This is a genomic window from Longimicrobium sp. (assembly GCF_048594345.1).
In the GTDB taxonomy this organism is placed as follows: Bacteria; Gemmatimonadota; Gemmatimonadetes; order Longimicrobiales; family Longimicrobiaceae; genus Longimicrobium.
Window position 1 is genome coordinate 92,919 of record NZ_JBMDXM010000097.1, and the last position, 17,839, is coordinate 110,757.

Annotated in this window: 22 protein-coding genes and 1 pseudogene; 3 read left to right on the top strand and 20 right to left on the bottom strand. The window is 68.8% G+C overall.

Features of this window, described 5'->3' with window-relative positions:
- Window positions 1-202: 202 nt before the first annotated feature.
- The 13 genes and pseudogenes from ACOJUJ_RS10765 to ACOJUJ_RS10825 form a co-directional block, all read right to left on the bottom strand.
- A complete protein-coding gene (locus tag ACOJUJ_RS10765; protein WP_420126874.1) occupies window positions 203-820 on the bottom strand; it encodes a hypothetical protein in 618 nt (205 codons plus the stop codon).
- Window positions 821-875: 55 nt separating this feature from the next.
- Window positions 876-1,472 (bottom strand): hypothetical protein, encoded by a 597-nt coding sequence (locus ACOJUJ_RS10770; RefSeq protein ID WP_420126875.1) that lies wholly within the window; start codon window positions 1,470-1,472, stop codon window positions 876-878.
- Between the two features lie 619 nt (window positions 1,473-2,091).
- Complete coding sequence (locus ACOJUJ_RS10775; protein WP_420126876.1) at window positions 2,092-2,814, bottom strand: hypothetical protein; 723 nt, start codon at window positions 2,812-2,814, stop codon at window positions 2,092-2,094.
- Between the two features lie 417 nt (window positions 2,815-3,231).
- Complete coding sequence (locus ACOJUJ_RS10780) at window positions 3,232-3,963, bottom strand: ATP-binding protein (RefSeq protein ID WP_420126877.1); 732 nt, start codon at window positions 3,961-3,963, stop codon at window positions 3,232-3,234.
- A 307-nt stretch (window positions 3,964-4,270) separates the two neighbouring features.
- Window positions 4,271-4,756: pseudogene (locus ACOJUJ_RS10785) on the bottom strand (Mut7-C RNAse domain-containing protein).
- A 15-nt stretch (window positions 4,757-4,771) separates the two neighbouring features.
- Entirely contained in the window at window positions 4,772-5,635 is an 864-nt protein-coding gene (locus ACOJUJ_RS10790; protein WP_420126878.1) for a maleylpyruvate isomerase N-terminal domain-containing protein, read from the bottom strand.
- Between the two features lie 27 nt (window positions 5,636-5,662).
- Entirely contained in the window at window positions 5,663-5,989 is a 327-nt protein-coding gene (locus ACOJUJ_RS10795) for a hypothetical protein (protein ID WP_420126879.1), read from the bottom strand.
- 90 nt (window positions 5,990-6,079) lie between these two features.
- Complete coding sequence (locus tag ACOJUJ_RS10800) at window positions 6,080-7,003, bottom strand: serine hydrolase (protein WP_420126880.1); 924 nt, start codon at window positions 7,001-7,003, stop codon at window positions 6,080-6,082.
- Window positions 7,004-7,046: 43 nt separating this feature from the next.
- The gene (locus ACOJUJ_RS10805; protein WP_420126881.1) at window positions 7,047-7,343 is read right to left on the bottom strand and encodes a hypothetical protein; all 297 of its coding nucleotides are present in this window, start codon (window positions 7,341-7,343) and stop codon (window positions 7,047-7,049) included.
- Between the two features lie 155 nt (window positions 7,344-7,498).
- A complete protein-coding gene (locus ACOJUJ_RS10810; RefSeq protein WP_420126882.1) occupies window positions 7,499-7,906 on the bottom strand; it encodes a VOC family protein in 408 nt (135 codons plus the stop codon).
- A 143-nt stretch (window positions 7,907-8,049) separates the two neighbouring features.
- Window positions 8,050-8,529, bottom strand: a complete 480-nt coding sequence (locus ACOJUJ_RS10815; protein WP_420126883.1) for a DUF1579 domain-containing protein — start codon at window positions 8,527-8,529, stop codon at window positions 8,050-8,052.
- 466 nt (window positions 8,530-8,995) lie between these two features.
- Window positions 8,996-9,457 (bottom strand): GNAT family N-acetyltransferase, encoded by a 462-nt coding sequence (locus tag ACOJUJ_RS10820; RefSeq protein ID WP_420126884.1) that lies wholly within the window; start codon window positions 9,455-9,457, stop codon window positions 8,996-8,998.
- Window positions 9,458-9,475: 18 nt separating this feature from the next.
- The gene (locus ACOJUJ_RS10825) at window positions 9,476-10,051 is read right to left on the bottom strand and encodes a hypothetical protein (RefSeq protein WP_420126885.1); all 576 of its coding nucleotides are present in this window, start codon (window positions 10,049-10,051) and stop codon (window positions 9,476-9,478) included.
- Between the two features lie 312 nt (window positions 10,052-10,363).
- On the opposite strand from ACOJUJ_RS10825, the gene ACOJUJ_RS10830 reads away from it, so the two are divergent.
- On the top strand, window positions 10,364-11,230 hold the full coding sequence (locus tag ACOJUJ_RS10830; protein WP_420126886.1) for an alpha/beta hydrolase family protein: 867 nt from the start codon (window positions 10,364-10,366) through the stop codon (window positions 11,228-11,230).
- A 56-nt stretch (window positions 11,231-11,286) separates the two neighbouring features.
- Here the strand turns inward: ACOJUJ_RS10830 and ACOJUJ_RS10835 are convergent, their stop codons facing one another.
- Window positions 11,287-12,561, bottom strand: coding sequence for an RNA polymerase sigma factor (locus tag ACOJUJ_RS10835; protein ID WP_420126887.1), 1,275 nt, complete (start codon window positions 12,559-12,561; stop codon window positions 11,287-11,289).
- Complete coding sequence (locus ACOJUJ_RS10840; RefSeq protein ID WP_420126888.1) at window positions 12,561-12,956, bottom strand: YciI family protein; 396 nt, start codon at window positions 12,954-12,956, stop codon at window positions 12,561-12,563. Before ACOJUJ_RS10840 ends, ACOJUJ_RS10835 begins: the two co-directional genes overlap by 1 nt.
- A 394-nt stretch (window positions 12,957-13,350) precedes the next feature.
- On the opposite strand from ACOJUJ_RS10840, the gene ACOJUJ_RS10845 reads away from it, so the two are divergent.
- A complete protein-coding gene (locus ACOJUJ_RS10845) occupies window positions 13,351-13,866 on the top strand; it encodes a hypothetical protein (RefSeq protein WP_420126889.1) in 516 nt (171 codons plus the stop codon).
- Window positions 13,867-13,981: 115 nt separating this feature from the next.
- Here ACOJUJ_RS10845 and ACOJUJ_RS10850 read toward each other — a convergent pair whose 3' ends face one another.
- Window positions 13,982-14,572 (bottom strand): dihydrofolate reductase family protein, encoded by a 591-nt coding sequence (locus tag ACOJUJ_RS10850; protein ID WP_420126890.1) that lies wholly within the window; start codon window positions 14,570-14,572, stop codon window positions 13,982-13,984.
- A gap of 226 nt (window positions 14,573-14,798) precedes the next feature.
- Between ACOJUJ_RS10850 and ACOJUJ_RS10855 the strand changes: the two genes are divergently transcribed.
- Window positions 14,799-15,335: a GNAT family N-acetyltransferase gene (locus ACOJUJ_RS10855; RefSeq protein ID WP_420126891.1), complete on the top strand. Its 537-nt coding sequence runs from the start codon at window positions 14,799-14,801 to the stop codon at window positions 15,333-15,335.
- Between the two features lie 359 nt (window positions 15,336-15,694).
- Here the strand turns inward: ACOJUJ_RS10855 and ACOJUJ_RS10860 are convergent, their stop codons facing one another.
- The 4 genes from ACOJUJ_RS10860 to ACOJUJ_RS10875 form a co-directional block, all read right to left on the bottom strand.
- A complete protein-coding gene (locus ACOJUJ_RS10860) occupies window positions 15,695-16,255 on the bottom strand; it encodes a hypothetical protein (protein ID WP_420126892.1) in 561 nt (186 codons plus the stop codon).
- Window positions 16,256-16,283: 28 nt separating this feature from the next.
- Entirely contained in the window at window positions 16,284-16,751 is a 468-nt protein-coding gene (locus ACOJUJ_RS10865) for a hypothetical protein (RefSeq protein ID WP_420126893.1), read from the bottom strand.
- A gap of 36 nt (window positions 16,752-16,787) precedes the next feature.
- Complete coding sequence (locus ACOJUJ_RS10870; RefSeq protein WP_420126894.1) at window positions 16,788-17,249, bottom strand: hypothetical protein; 462 nt, start codon at window positions 17,247-17,249, stop codon at window positions 16,788-16,790.
- Window positions 17,250-17,332: 83 nt separating this feature from the next.
- Window positions 17,333-17,797, bottom strand: a complete 465-nt coding sequence (locus tag ACOJUJ_RS10875) for a hypothetical protein (protein ID WP_420126895.1) — start codon at window positions 17,795-17,797, stop codon at window positions 17,333-17,335.
- Window positions 17,798-17,839 lie beyond the last annotated feature (42 nt).

Sequence of the window (17,839 nt, forward strand, 5' to 3'; positions counted from 1 at the left end):
TGGATGGCGTGCCCGGCTGCACCTGCGCCTGCGCCGCGCCGGCGAGCGCCAGGGTCAGGCAGACGCCGGCCAGCGCGGCGATGGCGCGGATGGGGTGCTTCATGCTTTTCACGGCGTGCGGATGTGGAGTGTCGCCAGGAGCTGCGACCTGCAGGGAACAGTACGCGCGAGGCGCCCGCGGGACAACGGGAGAGAAGCCGCTTCAGGTGAAGGGATGAGCGGCCTGGAGATACTCGCGGAGCCGTGCGGTAACGGTGTGCGGCTCCGGCGTGACGAAGGTCGCGATGAGCGCGGCGGTGCGGACCTGCAGCCGGTACGCCGGCCCCGGGACCAGAAGCCTGGCAAGCGCGGGCAGCCTTACCTCCACGCATTGCACCTCCGTCCCGGGTGTGATGGCGATGGTGAGTGGCGCCCGGTGCCGCTTGAGGTTCTTGCGATGCGGAACAAAGGTCCACGCCGCGGGGCCCAGATACAGGTGCCCGCCCACCGCCAACGCCGGGGATGCCATGTAGCTGCAGGCCAGGCGGTAGTCGTAGTCGCCCGCGGGCGGCGCGGGGACGATGCGCGGGTCTCCCTGGTAGATGCGCTTCTGCAGCCTGCCCATCCAGAACGCCATCGTCCACGCCCACATGAAGCCGAACACCAGCGCTCCCATCACGCCCACCAGCAGGAGCAGGACGGCCTCCAGCGCATCCTCCGCGTCCAGCATGGTAAAGAGGGTCATCGGTACGCCCCAGAGCACCGCCATCACCAGCGCGGTCCGCGTTCTTGAGGCGCCCATCCCCTGGTACGCCTGCGGCGGCAGCAATTCCTGCATCATGATCAGAACCTTTGTTTGAGAGGCGGAAGCATCATCCAGACACCTGGGGGTGCGCTCACGCGCCCGCGGCCGGCAGCGCAAAATGGTCGATGATGCGCTCCGCCACGGCTTCCGGCGGCAACTCGGTGTTGTCGATGCGCAGCCAGTCGGCGCGATGGTCAAACTCGCCGCCGGAGTTCAGGCGGTACACGGAGTCGTGCTCCAGCAGCCGCTGGCGCGAGACGGCCACGTCGCGCTTGGACGGCTTCTGGGCCAGGCGGAACTCCGTCTCGTTGCGGCGCAGCCGTTCCTGCTGCGTGGCCTCAAGCTCCACGTACAGCACGCGCCCGCCGCGCGGGGCAAAGATGTCGGCCAGGCGCGCCACGGAGGCGTGATCACCAGGCTGATCGAACGCCCACACGTAGGTGAAGATGAGGCCCGGCAGGTCGCTGGCGGCCACCTCTTCCAGGATCCTTTGCCGGAACTCACCCACCAGCCGCGCGAACGGCGGCGATCCGAACGGAAAAAACTGCAGCGCCAGCTCGATGGTGTGGTGGTTGTGGAACAGCTTGAGCCCCGTGCGGCGGGCAAGCTCGTACCCCACCGTCATCTTTCCCACCGCGGGCGGACCGATGATGAAGATGAGGGTAGGCGGTGCGGATGTCTGGCTCATGGTCGTTGCCGCTGGTTCACCGCACGGGCGGGCATCTACTGAATGGCCTCACAGAGTCAGCGAAGGAATCTGGAAACGTTTGATACCATTCCTCGCAGTTCGTTGTGCAATCAGAGGAACGACCGAAAAACATCACGCGGAGGCGCGGAGGAACTGAAGAGGCGCGGAGGCGTTTTGGCGTTCCCTCCGCGCCTCTTCTGTTTTCTCCGCGCCTCCGCGTGAAAATCGTTACCCTCACTGCACATCGAAATCCGAGAGATGGTATGAGATCCCGGTTGAATGCGGCGAGGCTACCGTGTTAACCCGCTGAGGAGGAGCGTCGCTCCCAAACCCAACAGTGCTGTTCCGAGCACAAACCTGCGGCTGTGCTGAAACGGCTCTGCTGTTTGCCACTCCGCGTAGACGGCTGCGAGCAGGGTGACCGCCCCGGCTCCGATCATTACCCCCCCAACCCCGGGCAGAAGCTCCCGTCCACCTTGGGTGAAGGAACTGACCGTCGACCACGCCGCAAAACCCAGCATAGCGCAGAACATCAAAGCCGCGACAGCGAGGTTGAACAATCGCGCGGCCTTTGGCATCGGTGGGCGCGTCCGGATGTCATGCACGGATTGCAACTCCATCAGGGGGTTGGAAGGATCACGCCGGGCGAGCAGGCCACGACCGCGGCAATCACGGCCAGAACCGACGCACCCGCTCCAAGGCTGTAGTTCTGAACTGCATCGTTATAGTTCGCGCGGGCAACTTCCACTCGATGTGCGTACAGCAACTCCATCTGGAGCGTAGGATCGTTTGCCATCACAGCATCATACATACGCTTGGCGCTCGCGTACTCTTCTCGCGCGTTGTACACGTCATGGCCAAGCGGCTCCAACATCGCCGCCGTACCCATAACACCGAGCAGCGTGCCGACGCAGGCGACGAACACGCCAGGACCCTGGTTGCCATCGGCCTCCGGCGGCGTCGAATCGCCCAGGCCCGGACCGCCGCTCCCACCTGGGCCGCCAGCCTCTCCCGATCCACCACCGGAACCTCCACCGCCACCGGGACAGCTTGACACCCCCAGCGTGTCGTAGGGCAGATTGATGGTACCCGTGATGCACGTCCCACAGGACGGCTTCCACAACACATCGCAGCCTGGGTCTGGATCATCGCCGCCGCCCACCACGATCGGCTGCAGAGTGCACAGCCCGTCCGATACGCAGCCCTGTAGCGTAGCGTTGTATGCTGGACCATCCGCGACCGCTACGTCAGCCGGAGCATCCGGCTGCGTCGGCACGTCCCCGCACGCTGCGACTGTCAGCAGGGACACCAGCACACAGGGATAAAGCGCAAACTTTCGCATCTTTCCTTCTCCGGTTGAAATTGTGAGCGAACAAGCTTTTAAGTCGACTTTTAACCGTTGCTGGCGCGCTATCTTCCTTTCTCGACGCAGGAGTTATACTAGTAAGAACCATCGCCTCACAAAACGTGACTGCGCGTACGGAGCGGTTGGGCAGCGCATCCTGACTAGCCCAAAATGCGTCCTGAGTCACAGCGTCGTGGGCTGCTACATTTCTGGCGCCCGATGCGGCCAGGATAGAATTTTAGGTGTGGCTCCCGCCACAGGTCAAATAAAGTCTTCCAAGGAATCGTCTCCAGCAGTTGCAGCAGGGCAGGTACATGCCCTGCGCCGCACCTGCACCCTCTCAGATCATCCAGCAACGACGTGGCACTGGTGACACAGTGCCAACAGAGTTGCGGGGACGGAGCGCGGGCATCTCTACCCGCCCGACTCCGCCGCCTGCGTGGGGAGATTGTCAGCGGGGGTACTCATTGGCGGGAGCAGGTCGCAGTAGGCGAAGCGGTCGCCGCGCATCACCACCTCGCCCACTTCGTACGGGACCGGCGTGCGGAAGCCGGGGCCGTCGGAGACGAAGGTGTGGAACTCGCCGTTCTCGCCGCAGGGGTCGATGGAGGCGGGCAGCTCCGCCAGCAGCGCGGCGTCGTAGGCGCGGCCGGCGAAGGCGGCGGAGAGCGCGTGCGTGTCGACGCAGACCAGGCGCGCGCGGATGCCGCACTCCATCACCTCCCGCGCCAGCGCGTCCGTCGGCTCACCCCACAGCGGAAATAGGCCGTCAAAGCCCAGCGCGGCGACGCGATCCTCGCGGTACTGCCGCACGTCCTGGAGAAAGATGTCACCGAACGCCACCCGCCGCACCGCCGGCTGCCGCTCGCGGATCTCGCCCAGCGCCTGCGCCAGCGCGGCATCGTACGCCTGGTTGGAGCTTTCGGGCTGCAGCGTGACCTCGTGCACCGGCACGCCCAGCGCGGCCGCCTGCGCGTGCAGCAGGGTGCGGCGCACGCCGTGGATGCTCACGCGGTCGTATCCGGCGGTGACGGTGGTGAGCAGGCCGGTGATCTGGACGTGCGGATCGTCGCGGAGGCGCACCAGGGCCAGCGCGCTGTCCTTGCCGCCGCTCCAGCTCAGGATGATCGGTTCGGGACGAGTCACGGAGCGGGATGGATGTGAGACGCGCGGTGGATATTGCCGTCGGGAGGTGCTATCCCGAACTCACGGCGCTGATTTCCTGAGCCTGAGGGAGCGCCACACGAATCCTGAACTTACGCAACCGCTTGCCCGCGACCGAAGGATCTCGTCTGCCGCTGCTGCGGGGCTGGATTCGGAGCGCAGAGCCAGCGCCGCGGTCGTGCCGGCGAGATCCTTCGGTCGGCGCCCTGGCCTCGTCCTTGGAGTCAGATCAGCGCGGCGCCTCCCTCAGGAAATCAATTCCGGGGGTTGGGCAATACGACCTCCGCGTTCACGATACCCAGCCCGGCAGCGCCTGCGAAAGCGACTCGCGCATGCGGCGCGTGTGCGAGCCTTCCCAGTATACGCGGCCGCAGCCGGGGCAGCGAGAGACGGGGCCGGGCTGGCCGCGGCTGGCTTCCGGCACCAGCGTGGCCGCCTCGTCTGCCGTGGCGGGGCGCAGCACGCCGTTGCACATGGCGCAGCGGCTGAACAGCGCCGCCGGCCCGGTCAGTCCGCACGCCGCGACCACCTAGCGAAGCTGGTCCAGCGGCGCATCGTGCGTGACCAGCAGCGCGCGCTCGGGGCGCAGGTGCTCCACCAGGTGGCGGTCACGGGTTAGGAGCACGCGCCCTTCCGCGGCCGCCAGCACGACCAGCTGCGGGTCGTGCACGGCGGGGTCGTAGAAGGTGTCGAAGCCCAGCGTGCGCAGCCAGCGCGCCAGCCGGCCCAGCATGGCATTGGCGAGAAAGCGCGCCGGTGGCGAATCCGTCGTCATCGACCCGCCCGGCGCTTACACCATCACCGAGCGCGCGCGGAACAGCGGTTCGGCCAGCGCACGATCGCCCTCCACGAACTCCAGCTCCCTGCGGGCGACCTCGGGCGGGAGCGCGTTGTACAGCAGCCGCCACGCCGTGTCGCGGCCCACGCGCAGCAGCGCCGCGGCGTAGTGCGCGAAGCCGTGGAACACCCGCCACCCCGACGCGGTGCGCACCACGGTAAAGCTGTCCGTGTCCTGCACGTGAAAGGTGATGGCGGTTCCCTCCGGCGCGTCCACGTTCGCGAACGCGCGGGGAAGGGCGCGCACGGAGAAGTGCAGCAGCGGCTGCAGCCAGTCCCACTCCAGCAGCGCGTGCCGCGCGTCCACGGCGTCGCGAATCTGCATCTGGTGGTGCCAGCGCTCCGTGTACTCGCGGCCGATGTCCATCCAGTTCTCCGACCGCTCCTCGCCGGCCCACGCCACGGGGTACAGCGCGTCGCCGTGCGGCGGCAGCTGCGCGAAATGATCGGCCACCCAGCGGCCGGTGACCTCCAGCAGGTCAGTGATGATGCGCGGGCTGAGCCGCTGCGCGTACGCCACGCCGCTGGCGTTGGCGCGGTTGATCAGCCCCACCACGTCGGCGAACGAGTCGAGCGGCCCGTCCGGCGGAAGCAGGTGCGCGTCGCGGCCTGCGGACAGCCTGCGCAGGTCGCCATCCAGCAGGTGCGCCGCCACGTCGCGCACGCGCCACGCGCCGGCGACCGTGGGCCGCGCCCAATCGTCCTCATCCAGCCCGCGCAGCAGCGCGATGAGTTCCGCGTGCAGGCCGGGGAACAACTCCGCGGTGTAGATGGGGAGCAGGGGTTCCAGAGGGGGATCCACGTCCGCGGATGTCATTGTCCAGTGCTCAGCCCACGTGCCGGGTTACCTCCAGCGCCGGTCGCGCCGGTGCCGCAGCTCGAACGTGCCCATCAGCGCGAGCGGCGTCAATCCCATGAACGCGGCGAACCCCAGCGCCCGGGCAAGCAGCGACGGCGAATCCATGCTCCACGCCAGAAACCCGTACGACGCGATGGCTCCCATCCACAGAAGCGCGACAGTCCAGCCACACAGCAGCAGCCCCGCCAGGCGCCCGATGGGCCCGAAGACGGGCGCGAGCACCACGCCCAGCACCCCTCCAGCAAGCTGGCCCGCGATCTCGTACAGGATCCAGAGGCCGGCAGCCGCAAGCAGGGAGAGAAACGTCGTCATCAATGGCCGGTGTGTACGCGTGGCGATGTCGGTCCAATCGCGTACGAATCACGGGACACGGATGTTTCCGCATCGGCCGCCACTGGACGGTCACGGCAGCGGGCGCCAGGGGTCGTCGGGGTTGAAGTGCTGGTAGACGGCGCGGGAGACGGCGCGAATCAGGCGGTGGCCTTCGTTGCTTTCCTGGTAGCTTTCGTCCACCTGGTTCTTGGTGATGATGGCCAGCACGTAGTCGCCGCGCGGCGCGTTCACCAGCAGCACCTCGCTGCGGGATTTGTCGACGAAGCCTTGCTTGGAGGCGGCCTGCACCGTGGGAGGAATCTGCGACAGGGCGACGTCGTCCCAGTACGCCCTGGTGAGCATGCGGTACATGTCCTGTGACGCGCGCGGGCTCACGGCGCGGCCCTCCCGGATCATCACCAGCGACGCCGCGATTTCGCGCGGCGTGGTCTGGCCCCAGCCGAACGCGGTGCGCGCCGCCTCACGCCCCGGCGTGCGCGAGTTGACGCGCGTGTGCTCAAAGCCGTGTGCCGCCATCCACTCGTTGACCGCCGCGCCGCCGCCCACCAGCGCCTGAATCCACAGGCTGGCCACGTTGTCGCTCACCGAGAGCATCAGAAACGCCAGCTCCGACAGCGGAAGCGTGTCGCCGGCCACCATGTATCCCACCACGTCGGTGGCTTCGACGTAGCGGTAGCTCAGCGTGTCGGGGTACGGCACCCGCGCGTCCAGGTCCAGCATTCCGCGCTCCACCTGGTCGTACAGCGTGAGCAGGATGGGGATCTTCACCAGGCTGGCGGTGGGGAACACGGTGTCCGCGTTCATCTCCACGCCGGCGCCCGTCCCGAGGTGCCGCACGTAGATGCCCACCGTGCCGCCGAAGCCGCGCGCCAGCGAGTCGAGCGTGGCCGCCAGCGCCGGGTCCGTCCACGCGGCGGGGGGCGCGGGCCGCTGCGCCCGGAGGGGCGCGGCGATCAGCGCGACAAGCAGGAACAGCCGGGCGAAGCGATGCATGCCGGTGCGTGCGGAGCGGGATGAAAGGCCGCGTGGATGGGTGCTACTGCGCCGCGATCTTGACGAGGGCGGCGATCCAGAGCATGGCGATCAGCAGCAGGCCGCCGCGCCGACCCTCGCCGCACGCGAACCAGAAGGCGCCCACCAGCCCCGTGGCCACCGCCACCAGCGCGATCACCTGCGCGGCGGCGGAGATGCCCGTGTACGGCAGCGCGTACTTGAGCGGAAACAGCACGCCAAAGAAGATGATCAGCCTTGTCCGGGGCGAAAGGCGCGAGCGCCGGCAGCTGGGACCGGCTTCGAAGGCGGCGTCGGGCGGGGGAGCGGCGGAGATGGACACGGGCGAATGTCTGGTGCGAGAAGGCGCCGCGATGGTGCACGGCATCCGCTGAAAGATAGCGGTGCCGGGAGCGATCGGCGCGAGTGTCGTTGTCCAGGATACGACGAGAATCATCCGTTCCCGGTTTCAGCGCAGAGCTCTGCCGGGGATGGATGTTACGCGCCGTCAGCCTCGGGCATCTGCGTGACGAAGCCCAGGATGGTGCCCTCGGGGCTCTGGGCGTACGCTACCGTCTGGCCCCACGGCATCTCGCGTGGCGGGGTGAGCGGCGAGGCGCCCGCGGCGACGGCGCGATGGTACGCGGCGGGCACGTCGTCGGCGTAGAAGGCCAGCTCCACGGCTGAGACGCGCTGCCCGTGCTGGTTGTACGCGCCGGGCATCATCAGGTCGCCCGCGCGGTGTGCGGCCAGCGCCAGCCGCTTTTCGGCACCCAGCTCGGCGAATCCCGCGGCCTCATCGTAGAACTGCGGCTCCAGGCCGGCGGCCTGGCGGTAGAACTCGATCGCCGCGACGAGATCATCCACGTAGATGACGGTGGTGGCGAAGCGGACGCTGCTGCTCATGGGCTTCGTTGCGGTGCTCGTGGTGAGGAGATCGACGATTCGCGCCAGGCGGAGGCGGTAGCCGACTCGAGGTCCGGCAGGCGCAGCAGCGCCCGGTGCGGCGCCCCGGTGCGATCTTCGCAACCTGGAGATGACGTCGCCGGCTACCGGACGCGCCGGTAGTGCGTGGTCATGAACTGGTGCCAGGTGCCGTCCGCCTCCAGGTAGCCGGACGTCTGCACCCGGTGGTCGTCGCTCACCATCTCGATGGTGTCGCGGTACTTCATCATCCCCTCGCCCGTGTAGCTGGGACCTTCCGCATCCACGGTGAGCACGTTGCCCGCGGCGTCCAGCTGGCCGTCGTAGATCCACAGGTACGTCATCATCGAGCTGATGAAGGTGCCCTGGATGCGCCGCCGCTCCGGGTCGTAGCCCAGGCTCATGATGGACGTGGCCGTGGCGCCATCGGGCGTGGTGCCGCTCGCCTCGCAGATCACCCACGCGTTGCCCAGCGCGCGTACGCTTTCAGAGCCGGCGTCCTTGATGGGCGGGTCGCCGGGTTCACCCTCGGCCTCCATCTCGTACGTCCACTCGCCTACCATCCGCGCCAGCCACTGCTGCTCCGCCCGCGGCTCTTCCGGCATCGCTGTTTCCCTGACGAAGGTGGATTGCGGCGGCGACAGGGCCGCTGCCGGAAGGTACGCGCGAGCGGGACAGCACAAAAGTACCGGCGTTCGCGCGGGAATCAGGGGCGGAGGGATGGGGAGGGATGATGATTCGGATCTTCGAGCCGTGCAGCCGCGAAGGGCGAATGATCCGGATCATAATTAGAATTATCATTATACCAGATCCGGAAAAACACCTCACCTCAAGTCGGACCACGGGGAACAGAGGTCAGGGTACAGAGGAACAGACAACAGCCAGAGGAACAGAGGACGGAATGCGGATCGCCTCTGTTCCTCGGGCTGTTCTCGGTCCCTCTGTACCTTCCGATGTTGTTTTCCCGGATTCCGTATCACGAAATCCGTCTTCGTGCGTCTTCGTGGACTGGCTGGCTTTCGCGTGGGAAGCGGGGATGGCGGGAGTGGTGGTGGGCCGCGGAAAAATGGCCTACTCGCCAAGCACGAGCTTCATGGGGAGAAAGGCGATGCCGTTCTGCTCTACGCGCGGGCCGGTGGGGACGAAGCCGAAGCGCTCGTAAACGGGGATGGCGTAGATGCTGGAGTTGACGGTGAACTCGCCGGGATTGCCCGCCCGCAGCGCTGCTTCCCGGGCGGCATCCCACAACTGGCGCGCGAGGCCGCGGCCGTGGTGCGCGGCCGCGACGAACAGGTGGTGCAGGTGCGCGTTGTCGCGGATGGCGACGACGCCGGCCAGCGCGCCGTCCTCCTCCGCGACCTGGTACGCAAAGGCAGGCGACACCAGGTAGCCGCCGATCGCCTGGGGCGAGAGGTTGGCCAGAAACGCCTCTGCTCCTTCGCCGTCCGGATGGAGGGTGAAGAAGCGGGAGACGCTCAGGATCAGCGCGCTGATGCCGGCTGCGTCGCCGGCGGTCGCGGGGCGGATGTGCATTCGGATGGGCCGGTGGCGCTACGGTAGCACGTTGGCGGGCGGGTTGGCCGGATCGATGGTGCGCGGCCGTGTGCGCGGGATCATGGTCAGGCAGGTCAGGGTCAGCGCCCCCAGGCCCAGCGCGATCCACCACGATTCCATCATGACCGCGAGCGCCGTCAGCAGCGCCAGGACGGGCGTAAACACCAGTGCCGCGACAAAGTTGGGGATGGAACCGGCCTTGAGTTTGACCCCGGGGTTGCGCGAAACCGCCACCAGCAGCGCCCGCACGAAAGGCGCGTACGTGTCGCCCCGGTCCTGGACGTTGCCGATGCCGCCCCAGTGCTTGCTGACGATGGAGAGGCGGCGGCGATTGGGGGCGTCGATCAGGCAGCGGTAGTGTGCGCCCGCATTGGTGCGGTCGTACTTCAGGTGGATCTTGCGCACGTTGGCCAGCTCATGCACCACCGGCGTGGGCACCTGGCCCGTGATCACCAGGCGGTCCGCATACAGGGTGTACGTTTGTTCCTGCTCGAACGCCGAACGGCGAAACGAGTACTGCGCGAGGGGCGTGGCGGAGGTATCGGTGTCGGTGGCCGGCGCTGCGATCGTCATCAACGTGGCTCCAGGGAAGGGTTGGGGCGGGCCGGCTGGCCCCCCGGTGGCGGGTCGGGGTCCGCGTACACCACGACGGGTTCATCTGATCCCGACGTTTGATGCAGATCCGGTGCGGATGTGGATCACCCTCAAACATCCCCCGCCCTTACCCGCTCTCCGCCAGCGCGAACCGCTTCCATCCTCCCGTCCGCCTGTCCCGGCGAACGCTTCCGCCCCGCCTGCCGTGCGCGTAGGATGATATCGCCCGCCGCGGCCGCCGCCATCCGGGCGGAATCCGCGGTTTGTCCCTTGATCCTCATCCACCTGCCCATGCGCTCCCTGATCCTCGCCGCCGTGCTGGTGCTCTCCGCCGTCGCGCTGCCGGCGCAGCAGCTATCGCCCGCGATCTACACCGATCCGCCGCGCGACACGGCGCACCCCGCGCGGATGGAGGTGCTGCACATCCCCTCCGGAGACGTGCGGATCAACGGCGTGGCATACCTGGCGGCGGGAGCGGGCGCGCATCCCACGCTGGTCATTGCGCACGGGTGGCCGGGGAACGAAAAGAACCTGGACCTGGCGCAGGCGGTGCGGCGCGCGGGATGGAACGCCGTCACCTTCAACTATCGCGGATCGTGGGGGAGCCCCGGCGCGTTCCGCTTTGCGCAGAACGTGGAAGATGCGGCGGCGGTGCTCGCATTTTTGCGCGACACGGCCAACGCGCGGCGGCTGGGCATCGACCCCGCGCGGCTGGTGCTGGGCGGGCACAGCATGGGTGGATGGGTGACGGCGCTCACCGCGGCGCGCGACTCCGGCCTGCGCGGCGCGATCCTGATCTCCGCGGCGGACATGGGGCTGGCGGGGAGCGGGCCGCGCGCGGACGTGGTCGCCCTGGCGGCGGACAACCTGGAGTCGCTGGCGGGGGTGACGCCGGCGTCGATGGCGGACGAACTGATCGCAAATACCGCGGCGTGGCGCTTGGAGGGCGCGGCGGCGGGCCTGGCGAACACGCCGCTGCTGGTGCTCACCTCGGAAGACGGCCTGGCGCCGCATTCCGAGCGGCTGGTCGCCGCGGTGCGGGCGCGGGGCAATCCGCGCGTCACCGCAGTGCACGTGGCGACGGACCACGGCTGGTCCGACCGCCGCATCGCGCTGCAGGACGCGGTGATCCGCTGGCTGCAGACGCTGGCGCCGTAGCCCTCCGTCCTTCGACGCGAGGGACGCCGTGGCGACGGGGATCCACCTGCCCCGCCTCACGACGGCTGGGACGCGCGCGCCGCCGCGGCCAGGCGCGCGGCCTTGAGCGTCAGGTAGTCGCGCTCCGGGATGCTGGCCGTGCGCTCCGCGGCGGCGCGGTAGTGGGCGATGGCGCGCTCCGCATGGCCCAGGCGCTCGTGCAGGTGCGCGCGCACGGCGTCCAGCCGGTAGTGGCCGCGCAGCCGCACATCCCCATCCAGCGCCTCCATCTGCCGCAGCCCCGCCTCCGGACCGTGCACCATGGCGGCGGCGATGGCGCGGTTCAGCGACACCATCGGGTTGTCCGACATCCGCTCCAGCACGCCGTACAGGGCCAGGATCTGCGGCCAGTCGGTTTGCTCGGCGCGCGCGGCCTCGTCGTGCACCGCGGCGATGGCGGCCTGCAGCTGGTATGGCCCAACGGCGCCGCGCGAAAGGGCGCCGGAGACCAGCGCGACGCCCTCCGCGATCAGCCCGTGATCCCACAGCGCGCGGTCCTGCTCGTCCAGCGGGATCAGCTCGCCGCTGGAGCCCGTACGTGCGGCGCGGCGGGCGTCGGTCAGCAGCATAAGCGCCAGCAGCCCCGCCACCTCGGGGTCGTCCGGAAGGAGCGCGTGAAGGGTGCGGGCCAGGCGGATGGCCTCGTTGGAAAGGTCGGTGCGCTGCAGAAGCGGGCCGCTGCTGCTGGCGTACCCCTCGTTGAAGATAAGATACAGCACGTGCAGCACGGCGCCCAGCCGCTCCGTGCGCTCGGCGCCGTCCGGCAGGGTGAAGGGAAGTTTCGATGACTTGATGCTGGCCTTGGCGCGGCTGATCCGCTGCGCCATGGTGGCTTCGGGAACCAGAAAGGCGCTGGCGATCTCCGCCGTGGTCAGGCCGCCGGCGGCGCGCAGAGTGAGCGCGATGGCCGAGGCCGGCGTGAGCGCGGGGTGGCAGCAGAGGAACAGCAGCCGCAGGGTATCGTCCCCCTCCACCCCCAGCTCCACGTCCGGCGGCGGCACGAACGCCCACTCCGCCCACACCGCGGTGGCCACGGCGTCCTCGCGGCGGCGGCGCGACATCTCGCTGCGCAGGTGATCGGTAAAGCGGCGCAGCGCCACGTGATACAGCCAGCCGTGCGGGTTGGCGGGGATCCCCTGCCGCGGCCACTGCAGCGCCGCGGCGACCAGCGCTTCCTGCACGGCATCCTCCGCCGCGTCAACGTCGCCGTGCCGCCGCGCGACGGCGCCCAGCACCTGCGGCGCCAGGTCGCGCAGCAGGTGCCCGACGACCGATTCCAGCGCTTCCGGCATCAGCCGTCGGTACGCGGCGCGCTCATCACCTGGCGCACCTCGATGGGCATGTTGAGCGGGGCGCCGCCGGGGCCGGGGGCCGCGGACGCCCTGGCGGCGATCTGGTAGGCGCGCTCGGGCGAGTCGGCCTCGATGATCCAGAAGCCGGCCAGGAACTCCTTGGCCTCGGGAAACGGCCCGTCGGTGACCGGCGCGCCGTCGGCGGCCGCGCGCACCAGTTTGGCCTCGCCGGGCGCGGCCAGCCCCTGCCCGTCCACCCACTCGCCGGTTTCCATCAGCTCCTTGTTCAGCTGGTGCATAAAGCCGATGTGGGCGCGAAAGTCGTCCGGGGACCACTCGTTGACCTGGTAGTCACCCGTGCCGCGCGGGGCGTGCATCATCAGCATGTACTTCATGGTCCACTCTCCTGTCCCGGTGTGGGCGTTGGATCACCCGTTATCGCATTGGGAGCCCGTGATGGGTCCTTGCACACTGTAGTCGGAGCCGGCGGCGCGTTCTCTACATCCCCGTAGAAGTACACGATGCGCACACGGTTTCGCCAGATGGAAGCGCGAGCGTCGGGTTGTCGAGTACTCCGACGGCTGGGGGCGCGAGAGGGTGGGCCGCCCCCCTCCCCGGCCCTCGTAGGGGAGGGAGAACGGCAGAAACGGAAACCGGTACGGGACTGGACTGTCCGCCTCTCCTCGTGAGGGAGGGTGACGCAGCCAGCAGGGCAGAGGTGGTGGGCCACAGGCGTTGTTAGCTGCATCGTCCGTGGTCCGTTCTTCTCCCCGCTCCGCGAGGTTCGCCATGTCACCAGCTTCGTCCGGTTCTCCCCGCTCGCCGCTTACGCCGCTGCAGGCCATCGTGGGCGGGGCGCTGATCGTCGGTGTGCTGGACCTGCTGGACGCGCTGCTGTTCTACGGCGCGCGCGGCGTGCCGGCGACGGCGATTCTGCACAGCATCGCGGCGGGGGTGCTGGGGATGGCGGCGTTTCGCGGCGGGGCGGGGACGGCGGCGCTGGGCGTGCTGCTGCACTTTGTAATCGCCCTGGGCGTGGTGGCCGTGTACTTTGCCGCCAGCCGCGCATGGCCGGCGCTGCGCCGGCAGCCGCTGCTGTACGGCCCGCTGTACGGGCTGCTGGTGTATGCGGTGATGAACGTGATCGTCGTTCCGCTCTCCGCGGCGCCGGAGGGGCCCAGGCCGTGGCCCGTGCTCCTGAACGGCCTGCTGATCCACGTCCTGGGCGTGGGCCTTCCCGCCGCCCTGGCCACCCGCGCCGCCGGCGAGCCCGCGGAGCACCGCGGGCGCGTCGTGGCGGCGTGATCAGGGGGGGAGCCTGCCCGCAACGTGGGCTCACTCCGAACGTCAACGCTTCGGGTTTGGGTGTAGCCACACCCTCTCAGCCTCAGCAGGCCAACGTCACCTTCCCGATTCAGGATCAGGCCTGGGCCGGCGCGTAGGTGGTGATGATGGCGCCCGTGCTGGTAACGCGGCTGTCGACCAGCCGCAGCTGGCGAAGCGCGCCGTCGTCGTGGAACAGGCGCTTGCCGCCGCCCACCACTACCGGGTCGATGATCAGCCGCAGCTCGTCGACAAGGCCGTGCCTCAGCAGCGTCTGCAACAGCTCCGTGCTGCCGATTACCAGCAGGTCGCCGCCGTCCTCCTGCTTGAGCGCGCGGACCGCCTGCGCAACGTCGCCCTGCAGCAGCGCGCTGTTCTGCCAGGCGAGCGGTTCGCTGAGCGTGGTGGAGGCCACGTACTTGGGCCGCGTGTTCAGCGGCACGGAGAGCACCGGCGGCCCGGGCGCGGTGGGCCAGTGCGCGGCGAAGATCTCGTACGTGCGGCGCCCGAACAGGTAGGCACCCGCGCTCGCGACGGTTTCGGCCACCCATTCCATGAACATCGGGTCGATGAACGGCACGTGCCATCCGCCGTGCTCAAATCCGCCGCTGGCGTCCTCGCCGGGGCTGCTGGGGCTTTGCACCACGCCGTTCAGCGTCATCCACTCGCTTGCGATCAGCTTGCGCATCTCCGTCTCCTGTCTGGGCGGCGCATCCGCCGCCGTCATCGTCCACGCGAAGCAGCCACGTGCCGGCCGCTTGCATGGAGCAGTCGGAGCCGGCGCGGCGAACTCTACATCAACGCAGCGAGCGTCATCAGCGTAGCGGAGACCCGTCCGTTCCCTGGCCGCTTGCGCCCTGTCTTCCAGTCCCGGCCCCGTGGCGGCGGATGCGGCGCGATTGTAGTCTACGCGCATGACGACCTCCACATCCCCCGCCCCCATCCTTCGGACCGAGCGGCTGATCCTCAGCGGCCACACGCTCGCGGACTTTGACGAGTGCCTGGCCATGTGGGCGGACCCGCACGTCACGGTGCACATCGGCGGGCGGCCATCGACGGAAGAAGAGGTGTGGGCGCGGGTGCTGCGCTACGCCGGGATGTGGGCGCTGCTGGGATACAGCTACTGGCTGGTGCGCGAGCGGGAGTCCGGGCGGATGGTGGGCGAGGTGGGGCTGGCCGACTTTCACCGCGACGTTACGCCGCCGCTGGGTGCGCCGGAGGCCGGGTGGGTGCTGGCTACGTGGGCGCACGGACGCGGCTTTGCCACCGAGGCCGTGCGCGCCGCGCTGTCGTGGGCCGACGCGCAGCTGGCCGCGCCGCGCACCGTGTGCATGATCGCCCCCGCGAACACCGCCTCCATCCGCGTGGCCGAAAAGTGCGGCTTCCGCGAATCCCTGCGCACCACCTACAAGGGCGACGACTCGGTAATCTACGAGCGCCTGCGCGTTTGATTCGGAGCGTTGCCGGCCTGCGTGAGGATTGCCTGAGAGGACGTTGCGAGACCCGGGCTGTTCCCCAGAAGCACACTGTCATCCTGAGGGAGCGCACGCCGGAACCATCATGACCACAACCGCTTGCGCGCGACCGAAGGATCTTTCTCGGGTCGCGACGGGCCAAGCCTCCGGGAGCTGTTCACGTCCTTTGGCCGTGCGGGCAAGGTCCTTCGGGTCGCGCGCAAGCGGTTGAGTGACTTCTGGTTGCACGGTGTTGCGCTCCCCTCAGGAAACCGACGACTGGGGCGCGGCGTTAGAAATCGATGTTCGAGGGGCGCCCACCGCAAGGCGCCCCTCGCGGTTTTTTCGCGATCCGCCTAGATCCCGTTCTCGTACGGGATGCGAGCCCACGTGGCCACGGCGGAAGCGATGGCGCCGGCCCACGCGGTATCGTACAGCAGCTCGTTGCGGCTGTAGGTGGGGTCCGCGGCCGCGACGGCGGACACCTCGCGCACCAGCTCCACATCGTCCCCCGACCGCAGCCGCGTGCGGACCCCGCGCTGCAGGTAGTCGTCGCTCGCGTACGCCTGCACGCGCGCCAGTTCCGCGCGGGCGAGCGTCCGCCCGCAGGCGAGGGTGAGCGTGTTGCCGCTGGCGTGCAGCACGCGCCCGTGCGGCCCCCAGACCGTCACCCCATCCACCCCGATCAACCAGACGAAGTCACAGCGGCTGTCGTACTCGCCGACGTCGATCCCTCGGTCGCGGAGTGATGCGGCCGCGGCGTCCTCATCATCGACCGAAACGCTGCGGTGGGCGAGGGGAAGCGCGCGGCTATCCACCAGCGAGAACAGGGTGAGCGTCCGCTGGCCTTTGCACGTCGTCAGGTCCCACGCGGCCAGCAGCGGGCCGGGGTGATCCAGCGCCTCGTCGAAGGTCATGGGCCGGTGCGGGTGCAGTCCGATGCGCCTACCGGGGCGCCGGGGTGGCCGGCCAGACTTGGGCGCTGATGTCGTCCACGGCCACGGTTTCCACGTACTGCGTGCTGGACGTGGTTTCGATCCACAGACGCACCAGCGCCGCCTGCCGCCCGCCGTACACGCGGTACGCGAGCTTGCTGACCCTGGTACGGCCCAGTTCGATGTCGGAATCCAGCGGGCGCAGGGAGTCGATGGGGCCGGCGGGGAGCGCGCGCATCATGATGTCGAACGAAGTTTTTGGATCACCGGCATCGCGCAGCGTCGCGGGCTTGATGCGCGCGCGAACGCCGGCGAGCCCGCCCGCATGCATGTCGCGCACAAACTGCTCCGCGAACTGGCTGTCGCGGCGATACGCGTCGGCGGACTCGTTCGCATCGATGCAGCCAGCGCACAGGAGCGCGGCCGCCATCACGACCACGCGTGCCGGGGCCTGCCACAACGTAAAATCAGCTTTCATCGTCCCTGGATGCGCCGCTGAATCCGTGGCTCGTGGTCAGTCCTGGTCTTCGGCCCACAGGATGCCGGCGCGGTGTTGGTCGACCACCACCAGCCCCAGGTCGAACGTTGCCTCCGTCACCGCGTTGCTCCAGTGCTCGCCGTGTACCGTGAACGTCTGGTCCAGGCACGTAAAGTTGGTGAAGAACCGTGCATCCGGCTCAAAGTGCGCCAGGAACTCGCGCGCCAGCTCGTCCGCCAGCGCGGGCTTCATCATCTCGTGGTCATACGCGAGCTGGCGCCAGAGCACTTCGTACGCAACCTGGTAGCCCTGCGCCGGGCTAAGCGCGACCCACCGATCCCCCAGCGTGCGGAAGCCCAGCGCGTTCGTGAGCGCATCGCAGGCGTCGCGATCGCCGATACCTTTCGCGCCGATCGCACTGCGCTCGCGCAGCTCGACGTGGATCACGCTGTACGGCCGCGCCGTCTTGATCCGCCCCCGCAACGTCTCGAAGCTCATCCGTTCTTAATTGTCAGCAAGTCGGGTCCCCGAGCAGCGGTTCCGAAAAGGGCTGCGCGGCTCACGCTTTCGTGCCGACAGGCCTACGCGCGCGCCTTCTCCACGCGCTCCGTCAGCCGGTCGAGTGCGTCGGAGGGGAACGGCGCGCTCCAGTTCTTACGATACCCTTCCGCGCTCGCCCGGCCGGACAACTCGCGCAACCCGCGCCATAGCGGCAGCACGATCTCCAGCGGCGTCCCCCACGCCTTGGCGACCACCTCGCCCTTCGTGCCGCGGCCATACGCGTACGTCACCACCTCGAACACGACGGCTGATCGATCCGACGAGCGGAACCGCCAGTCGTGCTCTACCGGCTCCTCGCAGATGCGTGCGACGTACTCCCCCGGCCCGTCGAGCACGCCGGACAGCGCCGCCACCAGCTCCCCGACGAAATCGTAGGGGATGTGCGACACGTCGAACGCCAGCGCGCCGCGATCGTCGATGTCGAGCGTGGTCGGCAGCCACCCGTGGCGCGCCTTTCCGAATTGGAGCTTTATCGCGGAAGTCATGTGATGCAGATCTGGAAATCGGTCAACGCTCGCTGGCAGGCT

Excerpts from the sequence above, each read along its gene's own strand:
- ACOJUJ_RS10860 (WP_420126892.1), bottom strand. The coding sequence starts at position 16,255 with ATGACCTTCGACGAGGCGCTGGATCACCCCGGCCCGCTGCTGGCCGCG.
- ACOJUJ_RS10770 (WP_420126875.1), bottom strand. The coding sequence starts at position 1,472 with ATGAGCCAGACATCCGCACCGCCTACCCTCATCTTCATCATCGGTCCG.
- ACOJUJ_RS10825 (WP_420126885.1), bottom strand. The coding sequence starts at position 10,051 with ATGACGATCGCAGCGCCGGCCACCGACACCGATACCTCCGCCACGCCC.
- ACOJUJ_RS10790 (WP_420126878.1), bottom strand. The coding sequence starts at position 5,635 with ATGACATCCGCGGACGTGGATCCCCCTCTGGAACCCCTGCTCCCCATC.
- ACOJUJ_RS10840 (WP_420126888.1), bottom strand. The coding sequence starts at position 12,956 with ATGAAGTACATGCTGATGATGCACGCCCCGCGCGGCACGGGTGACTAC.
- ACOJUJ_RS10815 (WP_420126883.1), bottom strand. The coding sequence starts at position 8,529 with ATGCCGGAAGAGCCGCGGGCGGAGCAGCAGTGGCTGGCGCGGATGGTA.
- ACOJUJ_RS10820 (WP_420126884.1), bottom strand. The coding sequence starts at position 9,457 with ATGCACATCCGCCCCGCGACCGCCGGCGACGCAGCCGGCATCAGCGCG.
- ACOJUJ_RS10765 (WP_420126874.1), bottom strand. The coding sequence starts at position 820 with ATGATGCAGGAATTGCTGCCGCCGCAGGCGTACCAGGGGATGGGCGCC.
- ACOJUJ_RS10830 (WP_420126886.1), top strand. The coding sequence starts at position 10,364 with ATGCGCTCCCTGATCCTCGCCGCCGTGCTGGTGCTCTCCGCCGTCGCG.
- ACOJUJ_RS10850 (WP_420126890.1), bottom strand. The coding sequence starts at position 14,572 with ATGCGCAAGCTGATCGCAAGCGAGTGGATGACGCTGAACGGCGTGGTG.
- ACOJUJ_RS10875 (WP_420126895.1), bottom strand. The coding sequence starts at position 17,797 with ATGACTTCCGCGATAAAGCTCCAATTCGGAAAGGCGCGCCACGGGTGG.
- ACOJUJ_RS10810 (WP_420126882.1), bottom strand. The coding sequence starts at position 7,906 with ATGAGCAGCAGCGTCCGCTTCGCCACCACCGTCATCTACGTGGATGAT.
- ACOJUJ_RS10775 (WP_420126876.1), bottom strand. The coding sequence starts at position 2,814 with ATGCGAAAGTTTGCGCTTTATCCCTGTGTGCTGGTGTCCCTGCTGACA.
- ACOJUJ_RS10870 (WP_420126894.1), bottom strand. The coding sequence starts at position 17,249 with ATGAGCTTCGAGACGTTGCGGGGGCGGATCAAGACGGCGCGGCCGTAC.
- ACOJUJ_RS10855 (WP_420126891.1), top strand. The coding sequence starts at position 14,799 with ATGACGACCTCCACATCCCCCGCCCCCATCCTTCGGACCGAGCGGCTG.
- ACOJUJ_RS10800 (WP_420126880.1), bottom strand. The coding sequence starts at position 7,003 with ATGCATCGCTTCGCCCGGCTGTTCCTGCTTGTCGCGCTGATCGCCGCG.
- ACOJUJ_RS10845 (WP_420126889.1), top strand. The coding sequence starts at position 13,351 with ATGTCACCAGCTTCGTCCGGTTCTCCCCGCTCGCCGCTTACGCCGCTG.
- ACOJUJ_RS10835 (WP_420126887.1), bottom strand. The coding sequence starts at position 12,561 with ATGCCGGAAGCGCTGGAATCGGTCGTCGGGCACCTGCTGCGCGACCTG.
- ACOJUJ_RS10795 (WP_420126879.1), bottom strand. The coding sequence starts at position 5,989 with ATGACGACGTTTCTCTCCCTGCTTGCGGCTGCCGGCCTCTGGATCCTG.
- ACOJUJ_RS10865 (WP_420126893.1), bottom strand. The coding sequence starts at position 16,751 with ATGAAAGCTGATTTTACGTTGTGGCAGGCCCCGGCACGCGTGGTCGTG.